This is a genomic window from Streptomyces sp. NPDC058086 (genome assembly GCF_042885015.1).
Taxonomy (GTDB): domain Bacteria; phylum Actinomycetota; class Actinomycetes; order Streptomycetales; family Streptomycetaceae; genus Streptomyces.
In genome coordinates this window covers 1-20,010 of the sequence record NZ_JBHVST010000098.1, presented here as the reverse complement: position 1 = coordinate 20,010, position 20,010 = coordinate 1, and the positions used below count along the sequence as shown (strand labels likewise).

At 70.2% G+C, this 20,010-nt stretch carries 15 protein-coding genes, 5 tRNA genes and 1 riboswitch; of the genes, 8 read left to right on the top strand and 12 right to left on the bottom strand.

Annotated features, from left to right (window positions below):
* Window positions 1-16: 16 nt before the first annotated feature.
* The 6 genes from ACFVWD_RS45245 to ACFVWD_RS45220 form a co-directional block, all read right to left on the bottom strand.
* On the bottom strand, window positions 17-961 hold the full coding sequence (locus ACFVWD_RS45245; protein ID WP_389603993.1) for an aldo/keto reductase: 945 nt from the start codon (window positions 959-961) through the stop codon (window positions 17-19).
* Window positions 962-1,019: 58 nt separating this feature from the next.
* The gene (locus ACFVWD_RS45240) at window positions 1,020-2,057 is read right to left on the bottom strand and encodes a M23 family metallopeptidase (RefSeq protein ID WP_389603991.1); all 1,038 of its coding nucleotides are present in this window, start codon (window positions 2,055-2,057) and stop codon (window positions 1,020-1,022) included.
* A gap of 11 nt (window positions 2,058-2,068) precedes the next feature.
* Window positions 2,069-2,226: riboswitch (cyclic di-AMP (ydaO/yuaA leader) on the bottom strand.
* A gap of 256 nt (window positions 2,227-2,482) precedes the next feature.
* Window positions 2,483-3,700: a PP2C family protein-serine/threonine phosphatase gene (locus ACFVWD_RS45235; protein WP_389603990.1), complete on the bottom strand. Its 1,218-nt coding sequence runs from the start codon at window positions 3,698-3,700 to the stop codon at window positions 2,483-2,485.
* A gap of 62 nt (window positions 3,701-3,762) precedes the next feature.
* On the bottom strand, window positions 3,763-3,954 hold the full coding sequence (locus ACFVWD_RS45230; protein ID WP_389603988.1) for a hypothetical protein: 192 nt from the start codon (window positions 3,952-3,954) through the stop codon (window positions 3,763-3,765).
* A gap of 169 nt (window positions 3,955-4,123) precedes the next feature.
* A tRNA-Met gene (locus ACFVWD_RS45225) sits at window positions 4,124-4,197 on the bottom strand.
* Window positions 4,198-4,270: 73 nt separating this feature from the next.
* Entirely contained in the window at window positions 4,271-5,413 is a 1,143-nt protein-coding gene (locus tag ACFVWD_RS45220) for a dihydrofolate reductase family protein (protein WP_389603986.1), read from the bottom strand.
* A gap of 72 nt (window positions 5,414-5,485) precedes the next feature.
* Here ACFVWD_RS45220 and ACFVWD_RS45215 point away from each other — a divergent pair, with 72 nt between their 5' ends.
* Both ACFVWD_RS45215 and ribA read left to right on the top strand, forming a co-directional pair.
* Window positions 5,486-5,989, top strand: coding sequence for a MarR family winged helix-turn-helix transcriptional regulator (locus ACFVWD_RS45215; protein WP_385386771.1), 504 nt, complete (start codon window positions 5,486-5,488; stop codon window positions 5,987-5,989).
* A gap of 184 nt (window positions 5,990-6,173) precedes the next feature.
* Window positions 6,174-6,800, top strand: a complete 627-nt coding sequence (gene ribA / locus ACFVWD_RS45210) for a GTP cyclohydrolase II (RefSeq protein WP_054230267.1) — start codon at window positions 6,174-6,176, stop codon at window positions 6,798-6,800.
* Between the two features lie 71 nt (window positions 6,801-6,871).
* On the opposite strand, the gene ACFVWD_RS45205 is transcribed toward ribA, so the two are convergent.
* The 6 genes from ACFVWD_RS45205 to ACFVWD_RS45180 all read right to left on the bottom strand — a co-directional run bounded on the left by ACFVWD_RS45205 (window position 6,872) and on the right by ACFVWD_RS45180 (window position 15,614).
* Window positions 6,872-6,944 (bottom strand) — tRNA-Lys (locus tag ACFVWD_RS45205).
* Between the two features lie 109 nt (window positions 6,945-7,053).
* The gene (locus ACFVWD_RS45200) at window positions 7,054-8,589 is read right to left on the bottom strand and encodes an amino acid permease (RefSeq protein WP_389603985.1); all 1,536 of its coding nucleotides are present in this window, start codon (window positions 8,587-8,589) and stop codon (window positions 7,054-7,056) included.
* A 58-nt stretch (window positions 8,590-8,647) separates the two neighbouring features.
* Window positions 8,648-11,731 (bottom strand): FG-GAP repeat domain-containing protein, encoded by a 3,084-nt coding sequence (locus tag ACFVWD_RS45195; RefSeq protein WP_389603984.1) that lies wholly within the window; start codon window positions 11,729-11,731, stop codon window positions 8,648-8,650.
* Window positions 11,732-11,974: 243 nt separating this feature from the next.
* The gene (locus ACFVWD_RS45190; RefSeq protein ID WP_389603982.1) at window positions 11,975-14,224 is read right to left on the bottom strand and encodes a DEAD/DEAH box helicase; all 2,250 of its coding nucleotides are present in this window, start codon (window positions 14,222-14,224) and stop codon (window positions 11,975-11,977) included.
* A gap of 347 nt (window positions 14,225-14,571) precedes the next feature.
* Window positions 14,572-15,093 (bottom strand): hypothetical protein, encoded by a 522-nt coding sequence (locus ACFVWD_RS45185; protein ID WP_389603981.1) that lies wholly within the window; start codon window positions 15,091-15,093, stop codon window positions 14,572-14,574.
* 170 nt (window positions 15,094-15,263) lie between these two features.
* Window positions 15,264-15,614 (bottom strand): metallopeptidase family protein, encoded by a 351-nt coding sequence (locus ACFVWD_RS45180; RefSeq protein ID WP_067377126.1) that lies wholly within the window; start codon window positions 15,612-15,614, stop codon window positions 15,264-15,266.
* A gap of 94 nt (window positions 15,615-15,708) precedes the next feature.
* Here ACFVWD_RS45180 and ACFVWD_RS45175 point away from each other — a divergent pair, with 94 nt between their 5' ends.
* The 6 genes from ACFVWD_RS45175 (at window position 15,709) to ACFVWD_RS45150 (ending at window position 19,877) form a co-directional block, all read left to right on the top strand.
* Entirely contained in the window at window positions 15,709-17,301 is a 1,593-nt protein-coding gene (locus ACFVWD_RS45175) for a metallophosphoesterase (protein WP_389603979.1), read from the top strand.
* Window positions 17,302-17,381: 80 nt separating this feature from the next.
* A tRNA-Glu gene (locus ACFVWD_RS45170) sits at window positions 17,382-17,454 on the top strand.
* A 47-nt stretch (window positions 17,455-17,501) separates the two neighbouring features.
* A tRNA-Asp gene (locus ACFVWD_RS45165) sits at window positions 17,502-17,576 on the top strand.
* A 24-nt stretch (window positions 17,577-17,600) separates the two neighbouring features.
* Window positions 17,601-17,674 (top strand) — tRNA-Phe (locus tag ACFVWD_RS45160).
* A 93-nt stretch (window positions 17,675-17,767) separates the two neighbouring features.
* A complete protein-coding gene (locus tag ACFVWD_RS45155) occupies window positions 17,768-19,372 on the top strand; it encodes a hypothetical protein (protein ID WP_389603978.1) in 1,605 nt (534 codons plus the stop codon).
* A gap of 160 nt (window positions 19,373-19,532) precedes the next feature.
* Complete coding sequence (locus tag ACFVWD_RS45150) at window positions 19,533-19,877, top strand: hypothetical protein (protein WP_389603976.1); 345 nt, start codon at window positions 19,533-19,535, stop codon at window positions 19,875-19,877.
* Window positions 19,878-20,010: the final 133 nt, after the last annotated feature.

Sequence of the window (20,010 nt, the reverse complement as noted above, 5' to 3'; positions counted from 1 at the left end):
AGGCCAGTCGTAGGCCTCAGGCGGACGCTTCCGTCAGCCTGGCCAGTTCCGCGTCCGTCAGGGTCAGGTCCGCGACCGCCAGCAGGGCCGGCAGCTGCTCGACCGTCCGGGCGGAGGCGATGGGCGCCGCGACCGTCGGCCGGGCGGCGAGCCAGGCGAGGGCGACCGTGGCGACCTCGGCGTCATGGGCCCCGGCGACCTCGTCGAGGGCGGCCAGGACGCGGATGCCGCGCTCGGTGCCGAGGTGCTTGCGGGCGCCCTCGGCCCGCGCCGAGTCGACCGTCGTACCCGGGCGGTACTTGCCGGTGAGGAAGCCGGAGGCGAGCGCGAAGTAAGGGACGGCGGCCAGGCCGGTCCGGGAGGCGACCTCCTGGAGCGGGCCCTCGTAGGTGTCGCGCGAGACGAGGTTGTAGTGGGGCTGGAGGGCGACGTATCGCGCGAGGCCCTCGCGGTCGGAGAACTCCACGGACTCCGCGAGCCGCTCGGCGGAGATGTTGGAGGCGGCGATCTCCCGGACCTTTCCGGCCCGTACCAGTTCGTCCAGCGCGCCGATGATCTCCTCGACCGGCACCGAGGTGTCGTCGAAGTGGGTGTAGTAGAGGTCGATGTAGTCCGTGCCGAGGCGGCGCAGCGAGGCGTCGGCGGCGGCCCTGATGTTCGTCGCGGACAGACCCTTGTACTCGGGGTGGGTGCTGACCTTGGTGGCGAGGACGACATCGGAGCGGTTGCCGCGCGCGGCGAACCACTTGCCGATGATCGTCTCGGACTCACCGCCCTTGTGGCCGGCGATCCACGCGGAATACCCGTCGGCGGTGTCGACGAAGTTGCCGCCCCCGGCCGTGTACGCGTCGAGCACGGCGAAGGACTGCGCCTCGTCGGCTGTCCAGCCGAAGACGTTGCCGCCGAGGGAGAGCGGGAAGACCTCGAGGTCGGAGGAGCCGAGCTTGCGAAGGGAAGTCATGCCTTATTTCAACAGGCGTACCGGATTGCCGTATTCCGCACACGGCCCCTGGGAACGATCAGGGGTTGATGCCCTTGCTCTGCAGCCACGCCATCGGGTCGATCGCGCTGCCGCCGCCCGGGTGAACCTCCAGGTGCAGATGCGGCCCGGTCACGTTGCCGGTCGCGCCCACGCGCCCGATGACGTCGCCGGTGGCCACCTTCTGCCCCACGCTGACGCTGATGGACGACTGGTGGCAGAACCACAGCTCCGTGCCGTCGTCGAGGGTGAGGATGGTGCGGTAGCCGTACGAGCCGGCCCAGCCCGCCTCCGTGATCGTGCCGCTGTGGATGGCCTTGATCAGCGTGCCGGTGGGGGCCGCGAAGTCGAGGCCGGTGTGGTACCCGGAGGACCACATGGAACCGGCGTCACCGAAGCGGGAGGTCAGGGTGTACGAGGAGGTGGGCAGCGAGTAGCTCTTGGCGAGCTCGGCGAGGCGCGCGGCCTCGGCCTTCTGCTTGGCATCCTCGTCCGCCTGCTTCTTCGCGGCGGCGACCTTGGCCTCGGCGTCGTCCTTCTGCTTGGCGGCCAGTGCGACCGCCTTCTTCGCCGCGGCGGACTCGGCGGCGGCCTGGGCCGCCTTGTCGACCTGGTCCTGCTGCGACTCGGCCTGCAGGATGATGCGGGCGCGCAGTGCCTCGCCCGCGTCCTTGTTGCCCTGCGCGGCGTCGGCGCTGGTCACGCCGGCGCTGGTGAGCGGGGTGGCGGAGCCCTTCGGCGTGCTGGAACCGCCGTCGGATATCAGCGCCTTGGCAGATGCGGTGACCGAGGAGAGGTCGGGCAGCGAGATGGACACCGGCGGCTTGCCGGGCGCCGCGGTGGCCATGCCGCCCGCGCCGACGGCGGCGATGACGCCGACGCCCAGGACCGTGGAACTGCGGGCGAGTCCCCCGCCGCGCTGCTTGGAGACGCGGTGCCGGCCGCGGAGGGGACGGAGGGAATCCTCGGTGGGGTTCCACTCCTCCCAGGGGCCCTCGTCCTTGCCGTAGGCGTAGCCAAAAGTCTGGGTGTCGTTCGGCGGGAACGAAGTGGGCTGGGCGGGCCGGTTGGACGCCACGTGGGCGTGCTCCTTTCCTTCCTTCTCGCCTACCGGGTTAGCTGACGGGTTCGGAGCAGGAAGGTCTCCTACGCGCGTCAACCCACGGTGTCTCCACCGTGAAAGACGCTCGATTCACCCCAAGTTGGTGGTTCCCCGGTTCCCTTGCGGGATTCGGCGCGTGCGCACGGAGCCGACTCTTGTGACGGCTGGGACGACCGCGCTGCGTTATCGAACGTTAATAGACACGGGTACCGGATTCCAAGCTGTTCGTACTGATCGTTAACCACTTTTGGCCAGGACTTACCGACCATGAGCGGCGGAAATCGGGCGAGTTGGCCGCACCCTCCTACCTGGCAGTTATTTGACGGTGCGTCAGTTGTTATGCGGAGGGACATCGACCGATCACCCCTCGTGACAACGATCAAGAAAGCCCCTTCCCGTGACTACGGCCGCCGTACGGCGAGCAGTGCCATGTCGTCCGTCAGTGCGCCGCCCGTGTGCCGCCGGACCTCCTCCGAGAGCGTGGCCAGCAGGACGTCGGGGCCGGGGAAGGTCCGTCCGGCCAGGCGCGCGGCCGGATCGTAGAAGCGCCCCTGCGCGTCGCGGGCCTCGGACAGTCCGTCCGTGTGGAAGAGGAGCGTGGCCCCGTGCGGGAACTCCGCCTCCTGCGCACGGTCCGGCCAGCTGCCCAACTCGCCCATGCCGAGCGGGAGCGCGGGGTTCGCGGCGGCGAGCGTGACCAGCGTTCCGTCCGCGTGCAGGAGCAGCGGCGGCGGGTGGCCGCGGTTGACGATCCGTACGAGGCCGCCCTCGTGCGTGATCTCCGCGAGGACGGCGGTGGTGAACCCCTCGAAGGCGTCAAGGCCCTTGCGCCGGGTGCCCTCGCGGGCCAGCGCCCGCTCCAGCCTCTGCGCGACCGCCTCCGGCGTGGCCTCCTGCTCGGCCGCCTCCCGGAACGCCCCGATGAGCACCGCGACGGCGGCCACCGCTTCCATGCCCTTCCCTCGCACGTCGCCCACCGCCAGCCTTACGCCGTGCGGGGAGTCCTGCACCGCGTACAGGTCGCCGCCGATGAACGCGCCCGCCTGCGCGGCCTCGTAACGTGCCGCGACGTCGAGGCCGCCGATCCGCCGGTCAGGTTCCGGCAGGACGGCACGCTGGGCCGCCTCGGCGATCTGGTGGGCCGAGGCGAGTCGTTCGTCGGTTCGACGGACGAGAATGTTGATGAGCACGGCCAGCACGCCGACGGTCGCCACGGTGGCGACCTCCGTGAGCGCGTCCACCTTGAAGACGATGCCGAGCCGGATGTGGATCGTGAGCACCGCGACGAGCGCCGCGATGCCGGTGAGCACGGTGCCGCGCAGCGAGAAGAGCGGGGCGGCCACGAGCGGCGCGGCCGTGAAGAGGGGGCCCGCGGTGAAGGCCATCGGGGTGAAGTAGTCGTAGAACGCGCCGACCAGGATGAGCAGCGCGGGCAGCACCCGAACGAGGTTTCGCGCGCAGGAGATCCGGCCCCGGTCCGCCTCGGCCGGGCGGGGCACCGGCTCGTCCCCCAGCCCCGGATCGGGCACGGGGTCCCCGGGCAACCGCCCACCGGACCGGTCGTACGGCTCGTCGTTCGGCTCCTCGGCCCGCTGCGCGCCTCCTTGCTGCTGCCCCACCCGTCCAGGCTTCCCGGCGCGGGGGCGGGGGGCGAGTGGTGAGGGGCCGACCGGGGGATGCGTCAGTCCGAGCCCGACCACCGGACGCCGCCGGCTCCGCCGCGCCCGTGGTGGTGCCCGGCCGGGGCGACGACGGTCCCGCCGTCCGGCACGAAGCCATGCCCGCCGTGACAGACCCCGAGGAAAAGCGCGCACGCGGCGAGCAGCAGCGCGAGCGTCGGCGCGCGCCGGACCAGCCACCGAGGACAACTCATAGTGAGCAGCAGACTACAGAAAGTCGGGTCGGCAGGGAAAACCGGGGCAGAACGGCAAACGGGAAAGCCGGGCGGCAGGAAACCCGGGACGGCAGGAAATCCTGGGACGGCAGACGGGAAAAAACCAAGGGCCGGAACTCGTTTCCGAGTTCCGGCCCTTGGCCTTCAGTAGCGGGGACAGGATTTGAACCTGCGACCTCTGGGTTATGAGCCCAGCGAGCTACCGAGCTGCTCCACCCCGCGTCGTTGAAATTAGTGTACGCCATCCGCGGGGCCCTATTCACCAGGCTTTTCGCGGACGCCCGCGAGGCCGCCCCTACCCGGCCGCGAGAAGGTGCCGATTGGGCGCCACGGCCCGCTCCTCGAACTCCGGCAGTACGACGACATCCGCCCCCGCGGCCACGAGCAGACCGTTCCCGTCGGCCCCCGTCACGAACGTGTCGGGCTCGCGCCACGCGGTGACCACCCGCCGTACACCCGCGTCGAGGATCAGCCGCGCACAGGGCGCGGGCCGGGACGCCCGCCGCGCGCAGGGTTCCAGGCTGCTGTACACGGTGGCGGAGCGCAGGCGCGGATCCGCGGCATCGATCTTCGCGAGCGCCGCCTCCTCGGCGTGCACGACGGGGTCGTCGCCCTCCCGCGAGTGCCCGCGCGCCAGCTCGGTGCCGTCGGCCGCCACCACCACCGCCCCCACACTGAACGCCGTCTCCGAGGGCGGGCACAGCGCCGCCAGCTCGCAGGCGACGCCCAGCCAGTGCCGGTCCGCGGCGGAGGCGAGAGCGCCTGCCCCGGGTGCGGTGGGGGCGTAGCGGACGAGGACGACGTCCCCGACCGGCCGTGTCTCCACCAGGCGCATCCGGCCCGGCGGATATCCCCCGGGTCCGAACAGCCGTGGCGCGTCCGGCTCCCCCACGAAGAGCGGCGCGACGGCGAGCTGCAGCTCGTCCGCCAGCCCCTGTGCCATCAGCTGGGTGTGCACGCGCCCCCCGCCCTCGACCATCAGCCGCCGCACCCCGCGTACGTCGTGGAGGTGTTCGAGCACGACGCGCCAGTCCAGCTCGGCGCCGGTCGGGACCACGTCGACGTCCAGTCCGCGCAGGGCGTCGGTGGCGCGTTCGGCGCCCTTGTCCGTCGTGTAGACGACCTTCTCGCCGCCCGTGTGCCAGAACTGGGCGTCCGGGTCGAGGTCGCCGGAGCCGCTGACGGTGACCTTCAGCGGGTACTCCGGGCGTCCGGCGGCGATCCGCGCCGCCCGGCGCTCGGCGGAGTTGACCAGCAGCCGGGGGTTGTCCGCGCGGATGGTGCCGGCGCCGATCAGGATCGCGTCGCTGGATGCCCGCACCTCGTCGACCCGGTCGAAGTCGGCCGGGCCCGAGAGCAGCAGGCGTTCGGGGCCGGTGTCGTCCAGGAAGCCGTCGAGGGAGACGGCGGCGGACAACAGGACATAGGGGTGGGGCATGGGGCGCACTCTCCAGCTCCGAGCGCAGGGCTCCTAGTGGTTCAAGTTTTAAACAATACCTAGACTGGCGGCATGACGACCCGCTGGCTCTCCCCCGCCGAGCAGCGCGCATGGCGCGCGTACAACGCCGCCACCTCGCTCCTGGAGGACACGATCGACCGGCAGCTCCAGGCCGAGACCGGCATGCCCCACCTTTACTACTCCATCCTGGCCATGCTGTCCGAGGCACCGGACCGGCGGCTGCGGATGACCGACCTCGCCGAGATCCTGAAGATCACCCGCAGTCGGCTGACGTACGGCGTCACCCGGCTGGCGAACGACGGCCTGGTGCGCCGGGAGGGCTGCCACAGCGACAAGCGCACCCAGGTCGCGGTCCTCACGGACGAGGGGATGGCCGTTCTGGAGCGGGCGGCGCCGGGTCACGCGGAGCAGGTCATGAGGGCGGTCTTCGACCAGCTGACCCCGGAGCAGGTGGGACAACTGGAGGAGATCTGCGGGGCCATCACCCGCGGCATCCAGGGGGAGAACCCCGGGGCCTGCGGGGAAGATCTGCCGTGGCGGCGGCGTTCTTCGTGAGTCGGCGACGACGTTCCTCGTGAGCCGTACGGCAGCACTCTTCGTGAGCCGTACGACACAGAATCGACCAAAGCCGTTGCTTGAACTTTAAAGCACCGTGTACTGTCTGTCTCCGAGGCAGTGCTTCAAAACTGAAGCACCACCGGCACAACTCGCACCACACCCGCTGGACCGGAGAGACAACATGCGCGATTTCCCCACCGCCACGGTGCGCACCCGCGTCACTGTGCCCCTGCGTTTCGGCGACGGCTACTCGGTCGACGCGGAGTTGGTCACCTTCCACGGCCTCGCCGACGACAAGGAGCACCTCGCCGTCGTGCTCGGCAAGCCCGGCGCGACCCCGCTGGTGCGGCTCCACTCCGAATGCCTGACCGGTGACGTCTTCGGCTCGGCCCGCTGCGACTGCGGCCCGCAGCTGCGCGAGGCGGTGGAGCAGATCGCGGAGCGCGGCGGAGTGCTCCTGTACCTCCGTCAGGAGGGCCGCGGCATCGGCCTCTACAACAAGCTCGACGCGTACGCCCTCCAGGACCAGGGCCTCGACACATACGCCGCCAACGCCGCGCTCGGCCTGCCCGAGGACGGCCGCGACTACACGGCGGCGGCCCAGATGCTCCAGGCCCTCGGCATCGACGACCTGGACCTGCTCTCCAACAACCCGGACAAGGCCGAGCAGCTGCGCGACCTCGGCGTCACGGTCTCCCACCGCGTCCCGACGGGCGTCTTCACCACCGCCCACAACGTGCGCTACCTGCGCGCCAAGGTCCTCCAGACCCAGCACACGCTCCCCCTGCCGGAACTCACGGCGGGCTGAGCCGTCGGGCCCCACGCTCCCCGAACACACCGAAGCCCCAGGTCAGATCCCTCTGACCTGGGGCTTTTCGGTAGACCCTGTGGGACTCGAACCCACAACCAATGGATTAAAAGTCCACTGCTCTGCCAATTGAGCTAAGGGTCCACACGCCGGCCCGGATCGATCCCGTGCCGATGCATCCCCGAGCATAGCCGGACGAGGCCAGGACTCCGATCGGGTATCGGCGTCCCGGCCACGCCAACAGCGAACAGCCCTATGGATCAACCGGTTCGGGCGCGTCCTTGCGCGCCGCCACGCGGGCGACCGTGCGGGCGTGGTCGGGGTTGAGGAACCAGTGGCGGGCCGAGGCCAGCCACCAGGTCGCGGCGAAGCCGAGGACGACGAGGACCGCGGCCGGAGCGTAGTTGAAGGTCTCCCAGGTGATCGGCGAGACCTGCGGCAGCATGAACAGGACCGTGATCACGACGACCCAGGCGACCGAGACCACGCCGATCGCGCGCGACCAGCGACCCAGGTGCCACGGCCCCCGCTCGAACGCCTCCCCCTTGCGCAGCCGCAGCAGCGTCGGGATGACGTACGCGATGTAGAGCCCGATCACGGCGATCGACGTCACGGCCGCGTACGCCGTCACATTGATCAGGTACGGCAGCCCCAGCACGAGCGCGCCCAGTGCCGCCAGCCACACCGCCGCGACCGGCGTGCGCGTGCGCGGGCTCACGGTGTGCCAGACGTGCGAGAACGGCAGCGCGCCGTCCCGTGAAAACGCGTAGATCATGCGGCTGTTGGCGGTGACGGACGCCATCCCGCAGAAGAGCTGCGCGCCGATCACGACCAGGAGCAGGAGCTTGCCCGCCGTCGCCCCCAGCGCGTCGAGCAGGATCTGCGCCGGCGGCGCGCCCGTCGCCGAGCCCAGTTCCTTGTCGTACGACTGGATGGCGAAGGTGAAGCCCAGCAGCAGCACGAATCCGGCTATCCACGAGGTCCAGATCGACTGCACGATGCCCTTCGGGCCCGCCGTCGACGCGTCGTGCGTCTCCTCGGTCATATGGGCGGAGGCGTCGTACCCGGTGAAGGTGTACTGCGCCATCAGCAGACCGATGAGAACGACGTACACACCACTGCCCCAGCCCGTGTTGTTCACGAAGTGCGTGAACACGAAGGACGCCGACTGATGGTGGTCCGGTACGAAGGCCAGCGCGCCCACGATCACCCCGACACCCAGCACGTGCCACCACACGCTGATGTCGTTGAGGAGGGCGACGATCCGGACCCCGAAGGTGTTCAGCAGCCCGTGCAGGACGAGGATCCCGGCGAAGAGCAGGATCGTACGGCCCGGCGTGATCGTGAAGTCGAACTGCAGGTTCAGATACGCACCCAGGAAGGACGCCGCGCCGAAGTCGATCCCGGCGGTCACCGCGACCTGCCCGAGGACGTTGAACCACCCCGTGAACCAGGCCCAGGCGGCGGCCGACCTCGCGGGCGCCAGCCGGTGGGCCCAGAAGTACAGCCCCGCCGAGGTCGGATAGGCCGAACAGATCTCGGCCATCGACAGCCCGACGAACAGCGTCATCAGTCCGACCGCGACCCACCCCCACATCATCACGGCGGGGCCGCCGGTGTTCATGCCGAACAGATACAGCGTCAGGCACCCCGAGAGAACCGAGATGATCGTGAACGAGACCGCGTAGTTGGAGAATGCCGACATACGGCGGGCGAGAACCTGCGTGTAGCCGAGCTGGGCAAGTCGTTCTTCGTCCGACAGCCCACTCGCCTTGGCGTCATCTGTCATGCCCCCAGCGATTCCCTCGCTGGGGGATGGACATGCACCGATCAAGACGTCGGGTTGGCTAGAAAAGGCCCTTGTAGCCCTGCCAGCCGCTCCCGATCTTCACCCGCGCCGCGAACGACCCCTTGCCGGTGCCGTTCTGACGGTACAGATTGCCCGCGGTGTCCCGCGCGACCAGATCCGCCTTGCCGTCGCCCGTGATGTCCCCGGCGCCGACGACGACGTTGTACGACCCGCCCCAGCCCGCGGACACCTTCGCCCGCCCGCCGAACGACCCCTTGCCGGTGCCGTAGTAGCGGTACAGGGTGTTGGTCTTGTCCTGGGCGAGCAGGTCACCGATGCCGTCGCCGTTCAGGTCACCGACGCCGACGACCTTCTTGTACGTCTTCCAGTTGGCGTACAGCTTCACGCGCGCGGACAGCTTGCCCGTGCTCGTGCCCTTGTAGAGGTAGACCGTGCCGGTCGCCGCGTTGCGCGCGATCAGATCCGGGCGGCCGTCGCCGCTGATGTCACCGGGCGCGGTGAGGACGTCGTACTGGTTCCAGCCGCTGGTGCCGAGCGAGGTGTACGCAGTCGACGGCTTCAGCGTGCCGTAGCAGTCCGGCTTGTACGCACGCAGTGCCCCGCTGGTCAGCCGGACCAGGACGTCGTTGCAGCGGTCGCCGCTCAGGTCGCCGAACGGCACCACCTTGTTGGTCGTCGTCCAGCCGCTGCTGGTGCCGAGGTTCACGGAGAACGTGCCCTTGCCCGAGCCCTGCCGGAAGCCCAGCGTGCCCGAGGAGCTGAGGGTGAGCAGGTCGCCGACGGAGTCGCCGCCGCCGATGTAGTCGTGGCGGGCCGGCGCGGCGCCGAACAGGGCGACCGTGCCGCTCGCCGTCACCGGGGCGCCGACGCCGTCGGCCGGTGTGACGGACAGCGTCCAGTCGTACGACCCGTTCGTCAGGAACGCCCCCTTGGCGTCCGTCCCGAACCAGCCCACCTTCACCTCGCCGCGCGTCTCACCGCCGTCCCGCGTGTCCACGACCTTGCCGGTGGCGCGGCTGCGCACGGTCAGCCGCCAGCCCGCGGCCGGCTTCGACAGCAGCAGGGTGGTCAGCGTGGACGGCGTCGTGTCGATCTCCCGCGCGACGAGCATGGACGCCGAGTCGACCGGGGCCAGCAGGCGCAGCGGCTGCTGGGTGACGCCGGTCGGCACGAGGTGCACGCGCTCCTGGTCGTCGACGTAGGCCACGTTCCCGGTCGACTCGTCGACCGTCCAGCGCACCTCGCGCTGGGAGATTCCGGTGTCGGGCAGTGCGCCGATCACGCGGCTCACGGGTGTGCCGTCCGCGACCGTCGTGAGGACCAGTTGCCCGGCCTGTCTGTCGTGCGTGACGACGAATCCGTCGCCGAGTTCCGCCTCGCCGGCCGGGACGGGCACGGACTTCTTCGCCGTACGGTCGTAGACGCCGGCCGTTCCGTCGGCGCAGCTCCAGTACAGCCAACGGCCGTTGGCCCGCAGTTCGGTGGGTGCGCAGCCGGCGTCGGTGGTGAGGGTCTCGGTGATCTTCTTCGTGGTGAGGTCGTACGCCGTGACGGTGCCGGGGGTGGTGCCCGGGGTCCACAGGGTGTCGCCGGAGAGGGCGGCGGCGCCGGGCGTGCGGGTGAGCGCCGGGGTGCCGTCGTTGCCGATCTTGTAGACGGTCTGCGCGGTGTCCGTCGTGTGGATCAGGTACTGGCCGGACACGTCGGTGATCCGGCCGTCGGCGGGGACCCCGCGCTCCCAGAAGGTGTGCGGGGCCGGCCCGTTGACGCGAATGCGGTCGCTGGTCGTGGTGTCCTTCGTCACCCAGGCGGCGCGACCGTCGGCCGTGCCGTGGAGCTGGGAGCAGCCGACCTCCGTCGCCGGGCAGGTGCCGAGGTCCAGGTCGGTGCCGTCGAAGGACGAGCGTGCGCCGAACTCGGGGGTGCCGGTCACGGCGACGGTCCGTACGTAGTCGTCGCGGCGTCCGCCCGGGCCGCCGGTGTCGGCGACGAGCAGCCGCCCCTGTTCCAGGGACAGTCCCTGGATCTTGATCGGCGGCTTGGGCAGCGCCTTGACCTGGGTGACGACCGGACTGCCTCCCGGACCCGGCTTGATGCGCTGGACGCCCCAGTCGTCGGCGGTGGTGCGGCCGATCAGGACGGCGGTGCCGTCGGAGACGGCGGAGGAGTAGGCACCCGACGAGGGCATCAGGGTGACCGCGGGACCGCCCGCGATGGGTTCGGCGATGACCGCCGTACCGCCGCTGGGCCGGTGGACCAGCCAGTCGCCGACCACGGCGAGATCCTGCGCAGGGTTCACGCCGCTGCCCGACAGCTTGACCTCGGCCGGGGCCGCCGACAGGTCGGAGCGGGAGAACACCTGCACGGCGCTCTGGCCGACGTTGAACAGGACCACGTGCTCGGCGGTGACCTGGGCCCTGAGGTAGACCTTGGAACGCAGCGGGGTCCAGCCCTGCACCTGCCCCGTCCGCCGGTCGACCATGACCGACAGGTACTGCCCGTCCTTCGAGCCCTGGAACAGCAGCCCGTCGGCGTCCCCGTTCACGGGCGCCCCGAGGTGCACTCCCGCGGGCACTCCGCCGACCGGCACGTCACGCGTGCTGCCGTCGGCCTCCGGGAGCAGCAGGTGCATCTCCCGCCAGGTCCTGCCGTTCTCGTCCTGCACGCCTCGGTAGGCGACCGCCAGGTCGCTGTACACGGTGAGCAGCGCCAGGCCCGAGGGTATATGGAGGGTGCGGGTGGTCCCGTCGACCGCGTTCCACAGGTCGACCCGGTCACCCGCGTAGCGGTACGCGAGGACGTCTCCGCCGGTCCCCCAGGCCATGATCCCCGTCGGCTGCGTCACGGGCACGGACGTCCCGTCCGCGTACCGCGTCCAGACCAGCCCGGACCCCTCCAGCGTGTGGAAGACGCCCTGCTGCCCCGCGCCGTCGTGGCCGCTGGGCGACGACCCACTGTAGAGCTCGGCGGAGGGGTAGGTGCTGCGCAGCGTGGCCGGCACCACCGTCTCCTGCGGCGCGTCCGCGACCGCCGTCGGCGACGGCAGCAACGGGCTCAGGCCGGCCGCCAGCACCGCGGAGGCGGCGACGAGACGCAGGCGCACGAAGGCATGACGAGTCAAGAAGACCCTCCCCGAAGAACGAGACGGGACGCGCACCGCTTCTCGATGCCCCCCGGCCCCCCGGCCGTCGCATCCGTCTCAGAAGTCGGCTGATCCTACAGCGAGTTCACAGCCTCCGGGAAAGCCTTTTCGAACGGCTCGGGTCGCGGGCACAGGCACAAAAAACGCCGTGGCCCCCACCGGATCGGTGGGGGCCACGGCGTTCAGTCAGCGGTCGCGGACGTCAGCAGACGTCAGCGGACATCAGCCGTTGCGCTTCCAGCGGGGCTTCTCGTCGCGGCGGCCGAAGGAACCGGTGCCGGTGCCCGTGCCAGTGCCGGTGCCGGTGCCGCGGTGGTCGTCGCGACGGCCGTACGGGCGGTCGTGGCTGCCGGCGCGGAAACCGCTGGAGGGACGGTTGTCCTGGCGGTCGCGGTTGAAGGGACGGTCGCTGCCACGGTGGCCGCCACGGTCGTCACGACGCTCGAAGGTACGGCCGGCGGCACCACGGTCGTTGTCACGGCGGAAGCCGGAGCCACCGCGGTCGTCACGACGCTCGAACGAACGACCACCACGGTCGCCGTCCCGACGGTCACGGTCGAAGCCGCCACGGTCGTCACGACGGTCGTTGTCCCGACGGAAGCCGGAACCACCACGGTCGTCACGACGCTCGAACGAACGACCACCACGGTCGTCACGACGGTCGTTGTCCCGACGGAAGCCGGAACCACCACGGTCGTCACGACGCTCGAACGAACGACCACCACGGTCGTCACGACGGTCGTTGTCCCGACGGAAGCCAGAGCCACCACGGTCGTCACGACGCTCGAACGAACGACCACCACGGTCATCGCGACGGTCGTTGTCCCGACGGAAGCCAGAGCCACCACGGTCACCACGGTCGTTGTCGCGGCGCTCGTAGTTGCCCCGCTCGTCACGGCGCTGACGCGGCTCGTAGGACGAACGCTCGGCGACGGGCTGCTCGGACACGGCCGGCGTCTCGGCCGGGGCCTCGGCCACCGCCTGCTCCGCCAGGGCCTCCGCGGCCGCGACGACCGCCGCCTCCGGGTCCTCGCCCCGCTCGCGCGCGGCACGGGCCACCAGACGGTCGGCCTCCCCACGCAGCTCGACCGCACGACGCTGCGCGCGCTCCAGCTCCTTGGTGAGCTGCGAGACCTCACGTTCGGCCTGCTGCGCGGCGTCGCCGGCCGACTGGGCCTGGACCTCGGTCATCGACCGGGCGCCGGTGATCTCGGCGACCTCGGGCTCGAAGGCCGTACCGGAGTTGATGATGTGACGCGCGGCGTCGACGCCCGCGTCCTCCATCAGCCGGAAGATCTGACGGCGCTGGTGCGGCAGGGAGAGGGACACCACGGTGCCGCTGCGGCCCGCGCGGGCCGTACGGCCGGAGCGGTGCAGGTAGTCCTTGTGGTCACCGGCCGGGTCCACGTTCAGGACCAGGTCGATGCCGTCGACGTGGATACCGCGGGCGGCGACGTCGGTCGCGACGAGCGCGTTGACGTAACCGTCCTTGAAGTCGGCCAGCGTCCGGGTCCGCGCGCCCTGGGTCATGCCGCCGTGCAGCGCGTCGGCCTTCACACCGGCGTCGCGCAGCTGCTCGGCGATACGGTCGGCGCCCAGCTGGGTGCGGACGAAGATGATCGTGCGGCCCTTGCGGGAGGCGATCGCGGCGGTGACCGGCGCCTTGTCCTTGGGCTTCACGATGAGGATGTGGTGGGACATCGTCGTGACGTTGCCCTGGGCGCTGTCGACCTCGTGCGTGACCGGGTTGGTCAGGTAGCGCTTGACCAGCGTGGAGATCTCGTTCTCCATCGTGGCCGAGAACAGCATCCGCTGGCCGCCGGCCGGGATCTGGTCGAACAGCTCGGTGACCTCGGGCAGGAAGCCCAGGTCGGACATCTGGTCGGCCTCGTCGAGAACGGCCACCTGGACGTTCTCCAGCGAGCAGGCGCCACGGTTGATGATGTCGCGCAGACGGCCCGGGGTGGCGACGAGGACGTCGACGCCGCGCTCCAGGGCGTAGATCTGGTTGCCCATCGACGTACCGCCGCAGACGACCTTCATCTTCAGGCCGAGGACGTCGCCGTAGGGCTGCAGCGCGTCGGCGACCTGCATGGCCAGCTCACGGGTCGGCGTGAGGATGACGGCGCGCGGCTTCTTCTTCTCGGTGTGACCGCCGGCGAGTCGCGCCAGGGTCGGCAGACCGAAGGAGAGGGTCTTGCCGGAGCCGGTGCGGCCACGGCCGAGGATGTCCTTGCCGGCCAGGGCGTCCGGGATGGTCGCGGCCTGGATCGGGAACGGGGTGGTCACACCGTTCTGGGCGAGCTTGCGGACGACGCCCTCGGGGAGGCCGAGGGAGTCGAAGGTGATCTCGGGGGCGGCCTCGACGGTCTCGACCGTCTCCACGGTCTCGACGGCGGCCTGGATGCCCTCGTTGTTGTCGTTCTCGTTGTTCTCGGGCACGACGACGTGATCAGTACTGGAAACAGACATGCGAAATGCGAACCTTCCGGAGTTCTTCGGCACGCGCCCAAACTCCGTGAAGTCGCAATCGACCGCCTCTATGCGGTCCGGCCACGGCAAGGGAGAGTACGCGCCACACGCGGCGCTCTCTGCAATGGCGCCGGGCAAATGGGATCAAACGATCTACCACCATACGCACCCCCAACCCCTGAAGGCAAACTGACCCCCAAAGGGGCAGGTCAGGCACGTAGGGGAGGTCTTACGTCTGCTGGCAGGGGTTCCAACACCAGCGATGGCCGAGCGTATTCCCGCCCCCTCCGCCGACTTTCCCGCCACCCCTCCGCCCGTCGGCCCTCCGCCCCTCCCCGCCGCCCCGTTCACGCCGGTTGGCCCGCCCGCGGTGCCGGCTCCCGATCCACCAGCTGCGTGGTCTGCTCATGCGCCGAGGACGAGGGCTCCGCCGTGGTCGGATCGGGCGTCGACGTCACGGGCGGTGGCGGGGGAGGGGGCGGCGGAGTCGGATCCGACGTGGCGTGCGTGGGACTCGGCACCCCGTTCGACGGCGGGGGCTGCTCCGGCTGCCCGTTGCCGTCCCCCTTGCCCGTCGCCCTGGCGGACGGCTTCGCGCCGCCGGAGGCCGACGCGGACGCGGACGCGGACCCGGAGGCCGACTCACCGGGCTTGGCGGAGGCACCGCCCTTCACACCCGTCCCCCCGTGGAACCCGCCACCGCCCTTGCCCCCCGCGGACCCCCCGTCGGAAGCCTGGCCGCCGTGCCGCCCCGCCGAGTGCGCGGGCCCGGGCCGGCCCGCGTCGTCACCCACGCTCATACAGCCGGCGGCGGACGCGACGACGATGACCGTGGCGGCCAGACGGACGGGTACGTACAAGGCGCGCACGGGCAGCCACCTCCGGAGGGGGTCTCCCCTTCTCGGCGAGGCCGAGAGCCTGGGGATGGATCGGGGAGTCCCCCTGCCCAACTCCCGCCGCCCACAAGAGGACACGCGGGAACATGACACACGTCCCGAGCCCCCGGGGCATCAGCCCCCGCCACCCACTCCCCGCTCGCTCACCCGTAGCCGAGCGCGTGCAGCCGTTCGTCATCGATCCCGAAGTGATGCGCGATCTCGTGCACCACGGTGACCTCGGTCTCCGCGACCACGTCCTCCCGCGTCTCGCACATCCGCAAGGTCGGCCCCCGGTAGATCGTGATCCGATCCGGCAGCACCCCCGCGTACCACTCCCCGCGATCGGTCAGGGGAGTTCCCTCGTAGAGCCCGAGCAGCTCGGGATCGGCGGGGTCGGGCTCGTCCTCGACGAACACCGCCACGTTGTCCATCAACCGCGTCAGCTCCGGCGGAATCCGGTCCAGCGCCTCGGCGACCAGTTCCTCGAACTCCTCGCGCGTCATCTCCAGCACACGGCCATTGTCCGGTACGACCGCCGCGCAGGAGAGTCGACGACAACCCCGTACGCCCCGCATACCCACCCCCGCACTTGGGCATACGGGACCAATGGCCCGCGTCCCCGCTGCCGTCACCACCGCCATATCCGCCGTCACCACCACTCTGACCCGCAAGCACCACGCGCTCCGCTCCCGCCACCTCCGCCGCACCCGCCGCTTCCGCCCCGTCACCGAGGAACTCGTCCAGCAGCCGAACCCGTACACCCGGGCGCTCGGCCTGCTGGCGGTCGTCCTCCTCGGCGCCTGGCTGGGCCTGCTGATCGTGGGCAATGTGCGCGTCCCGGTCGGCCCCATGAACACCACGATGACCCTGCGCCCCTCGGTCACCGGCGGCACCAAGATCAACGTCTCCCCGCTCGGCGCCCTGGAGCTGAACAGCCACATCGCCCCGGTCCGCCTCGACGTGAACGTCGACCAGCTCGACCCGGTCCGCGCGCAGGCCCTGGTCGACCACCCCGAGCGGCTCTCGGGCCTGCAGGACGAGGTCGCGCACGACGTCGAGCACGGCACACTCGACCTGGCCGTACGGTCCTGCGTCGCGGTCGTGTCGGGCGCCACGGCCCTCGGCCTCGCGGTCTACCGCCGCCCGCGCCGCGCCCTGGCCGCCGGTGGCCTTGCCCTCACCCTGCTCACCGCCTCGGGTGCGACGGCCTTCGCCACCTGGAACCCGAACTCGGTGCTGGAACCGAGGTTCTCCGGACTGCTCTCCTCCGCCCCCTCCCTCGTCGGCAACGCCCGCAACATCGTCAGCGAATTCAACGTCTACCAGGAGGAGTTGGCACGCCTGGTGACGAACGTGACGAAGCTCTACGACGTCACGTCCACGCTCCCGACGTACGAGCCGGACCCGTCCACGATCCGGGTCCTGCACGTCTCCGACATCCACCTCAACCCCGCCAGCTGGAAGATCATCGCATCGCTGGTGAAGCAGTACTCGATCAATGTGATCGTCGACTCCGGCGACACCATGGACCACGGAACGTCGGCCGAGAACGGCTTCCTGGACCCCATCCCCGACCTGGGCGCGCCCTACATCTGGGTGCGCGGCAACCACGACAGCCTCGTCACCCAGCGCTACCTGGAACGCATGAAGAACGTGCACGTCCTGGACGACGGCCGCGCGATCACGGTCGCGGGCCTGCGCTTCGCCGGCATCGGCGACCCCCAGTTCACCCCCGACCGCTCGGTCGTCCCGGGCGGCGACGCGGCGGAGGATCTGGCCGGCGCCCGCCTGGCCTCCGCCCTCCGCGACCAGCGCACGGCAGGCACTCCCGTCGACATCGCCATCGCCCACGAGCCGTCGGCGGCCCGCGGGACGGACGGCGAAGTGCCCCTCGTCCTGGCCGGTCACGTCCACCACGAGCAGATGGAGGTCATGAAGTACGGAACCCGCCTGCGCGTCGAGGGCTCGACGGGCGGCAGCGGCCTGCGCGCGATCGAGGGCAAATACCCGGACCCCATCGAGGCCTCGGTCCTCTACGTCGACCGCGACACCCGCCGCCTCCAGGCCTGGGACGAGATCAAACTGGGCGGCCTGGGCCTGACGACGGCCGAGGTCAGCCGCCACCTCCCGAAGGAGAACCAACCGGGCGCGCCCCAGTCCTCCTCCCCCTCGCCGACCACCCCCACGACCACCCCGTAAACCGTTTTGGCGATACCCCCCGCCATCCCATATGCTTCTGACGTCCCCGACGCGCTGAGAAGCGCCCAGGCGGGCCGATAGCCCTCATCGTCTAGCGGCCTAGGACGCCGCCCTTTCAAGGCGGTAGCACGGGTTCGAATCCCGTTGGGGGCACGCAACACCGTGTGCGACACTGTTTTACGCGTCGCACGCAACAGCTTGGTCCTGTGGAGCAGTTTGGAGTGCTCGCCACCCTGTCAAGGTGGAGGCCGCGGGTTCAAATCCCGTCAGGACCGCTGAGGTTTCACATGAAACCTCGTGGCTGGGTAGCTCAGTTGGTACGAGCGATCGCCTGAAAAGCGATAGGTCGCCGGTTCGACCCCGGCCCCAGCCACAAGAACGAAAACCCCCTCCGGGTCAACCGGAGGGGGTTTTCGTCGCTCGCGGAGCCTTAGGGGGGTTCTTGAGACATATCGCCAGAGGACTGGTGACGGCCGGCGCCGTCCTGGTCGGCACCTTCGCGATACCCGGCACGGCCCACGCCGCGGGGCCGAACGTCGAGAATGCGTACAGCGATCAGGCCGACTGGTCGGTCCTCGACGTCCGTCTCAACTACAGCGGCTCGGTCGACAAGATCACGGCCAAGCTCCGCCCGGCCGGCAGCGCCGAGTCGGACGCACCGGTGGCCACGATCACCGACTTCACGCGCAAGTACGACTACAGCTCCTGGGACAGCATCTGGGCCTCCCAGCCCATCCACCTGGACGCTCTGGGCGACTACACGATCGACATCGAGGCCACGGACTCCTCGGGCGAGACCACCGTCCAGCAGAACGCCGGCACTCTGCGCTACCAGAAGCAGCCCGTCATCACCGGTTACTCGGTCACGCCGACCGAACCGGACATCGAGCACAAGACGGTCACGGCCACCGGTGACATGGCCGTCCGCGACCCCAGCACCCGCGAGACGGTGCCACTGCCCGGCGCCACCGTGGACCTCACGTTCGACGGGAACGACGAGACGACCGCTGTCACGGACGACGCCGGCCACTTCTCCGCCTCCCACGAGGTGGTGGACGGCGGCTGGACCTTCGCCCAGTACAAGGGCGACCTGGGCTTCGCCGCCGGCCCCTGGGTAGAGGTCAGGCCGAAGACCGCGCCGACCCGGATCGTCCTGGACAAGAGCAGCTTCCACGTCACCGCGAACGACAAGTTCAACGTCACCGGAACGCTCCAGTACCAGAGCGGCACGGAGTGGAAGCCGCTGTCCGGCATCGCGCTGCAGTTGGACTACAAGGACTGCACCACCTGCAGTCCCGTCCAGTCGACCACCGACGCGAGCGGACGCTTCTCCTTCACGAAGTACGCGTACGGCAGCAAGGAGGTCTACGAGGTAGCCTTCCCGCCGTACCCGTACAACCCCTTCATCCAGCGCACCACGAAGGCCGACGTCACCGTCGCGGCCACCGCCACGACGAAGTTCACCGAGTTCACGGCGCGACTGGACGAGTACGCACAGCTGGACATCACCGGCAGCGTCGACCTGGTCGGACGCGACAGCAACGACCGGATCGGCGTCGACATCCAGTACTCGCCCGACGGCAGGACGGGCTGGAGCACCAAGAAGACGGTGCAGACCTCCATCGGCTCGCAGTTCATCGTCGAGAAGCTGCCGGGCTACACGGACGGCTACTGGCGGCTGCACTACGCAGGCTCCACCGCCAAGGACATCAAGGGCGGCGTCAGCGGCAGCCTGCGCAGGAACCGCGCCCTCACCCAGATCAAGGACGCCAACGCGTCCCCCGAGCCCGTCTCCAAGGGCCGGACGATCACCGTCAAGGGCGTGCTCCAGGAGCGCAAGGCCGGCACCACCTCCTGGAAGGCGTACGGCGCCAAGAAGGTGGAGATCCTCTTCCGGCCCAAGGGCAAGAAGACCTGGTACCTGATGTCCACCGTCACCACGAAATCGAACGGATCCTTCAGCAAGGGCTTCAAGGCCCAGCAGGACGGCACCTGGGTACCCGTCTTCCTGTATCCCGACAGCAAGCACTTCGTGGGCGACGGCACGGAGGACTACGTCGACGTGCGATGACACTCGCGCGGACAGCTGAGGAGGGGCGGACCCGAAAGGGTTCGCCCCTTTCTTCGCGCCGGGACGGGCGCGACCGGTGACGGGCGGCTCGCTTGGCACCGGCACTCGGCCGCCGCTATGTTCTGGCCGGTCCAGCAGGTTTCTTCGGGGTGGGGAAGACATGAGCCGGAACGTGGCCAGAGTGATTCAGGACACCGAATTGGAGAAGGACCGGACCCGGTACGGGCTGTTGGCCGTGGTCGTCAGCATTCTCGCGATCTCGGGCGTCGCGATCTTCGGCGTCTGGCGGCTCGACGGCGACAAGGCCGTGATCGTCGGCGTGCTCACCGCCGCGTTCACCGCGGTGAGCAGCATGACCACCGCCTACCTGGGCATCAAGGCCGTCTCCAACACCGCCCAGTCCATGGCCCAGGGCGCCCCCCGTCACACCCCGACACCCCCCGAGACACCAACACAGCCGACCGAGCCCCCGACCCCCACGCCCCCGTCCCCCCGCGCGCCCTGACCCGCCACCACAGACCGCTCGCCCCACTCACCCGCAGTCGCCGTACGACGCGAGGGGCCGTGGCGGTGCGTCGCAAGCCCGTCGCTTACGTTCGGATCGAGCAGCGGCTCGCTTGCCCGGCCCACGTCTGATC

Excerpts from the sequence above, each read along its gene's own strand:
- ribA (WP_054230267.1), top strand. The coding sequence starts at position 6,174 with ATGCGCGATTTCCCCACCGCCACGGTGCGCACCCGCGTCACTGTGCCC.
- ACFVWD_RS45190 (WP_389603982.1), bottom strand. The coding sequence starts at position 14,224 with ATGTCTGTTTCCAGTACTGATCACGTCGTCGTGCCCGAGAACAACGAG.
- ACFVWD_RS45150 (WP_389603976.1), top strand. The coding sequence starts at position 19,533 with ATGAGCCGGAACGTGGCCAGAGTGATTCAGGACACCGAATTGGAGAAG.
- ACFVWD_RS45245 (WP_389603993.1), bottom strand. The coding sequence starts at position 961 with ATGACTTCCCTTCGCAAGCTCGGCTCCTCCGACCTCGAGGTCTTCCCG.
- ACFVWD_RS45200 (WP_389603985.1), bottom strand. The coding sequence starts at position 8,589 with ATGACAGATGACGCCAAGGCGAGTGGGCTGTCGGACGAAGAACGACTT.
- ACFVWD_RS45215 (WP_385386771.1), top strand. The coding sequence starts at position 5,486 with ATGACGACCCGCTGGCTCTCCCCCGCCGAGCAGCGCGCATGGCGCGCG.
- ACFVWD_RS45220 (WP_389603986.1), bottom strand. The coding sequence starts at position 5,413 with ATGCCCCACCCCTATGTCCTGTTGTCCGCCGCCGTCTCCCTCGACGGC.
- ACFVWD_RS45175 (WP_389603979.1), top strand. The coding sequence starts at position 15,709 with ATGGCCCGCGTCCCCGCTGCCGTCACCACCGCCATATCCGCCGTCACC.
- ACFVWD_RS45230 (WP_389603988.1), bottom strand. The coding sequence starts at position 3,954 with ATGAGTTGTCCTCGGTGGCTGGTCCGGCGCGCGCCGACGCTCGCGCTG.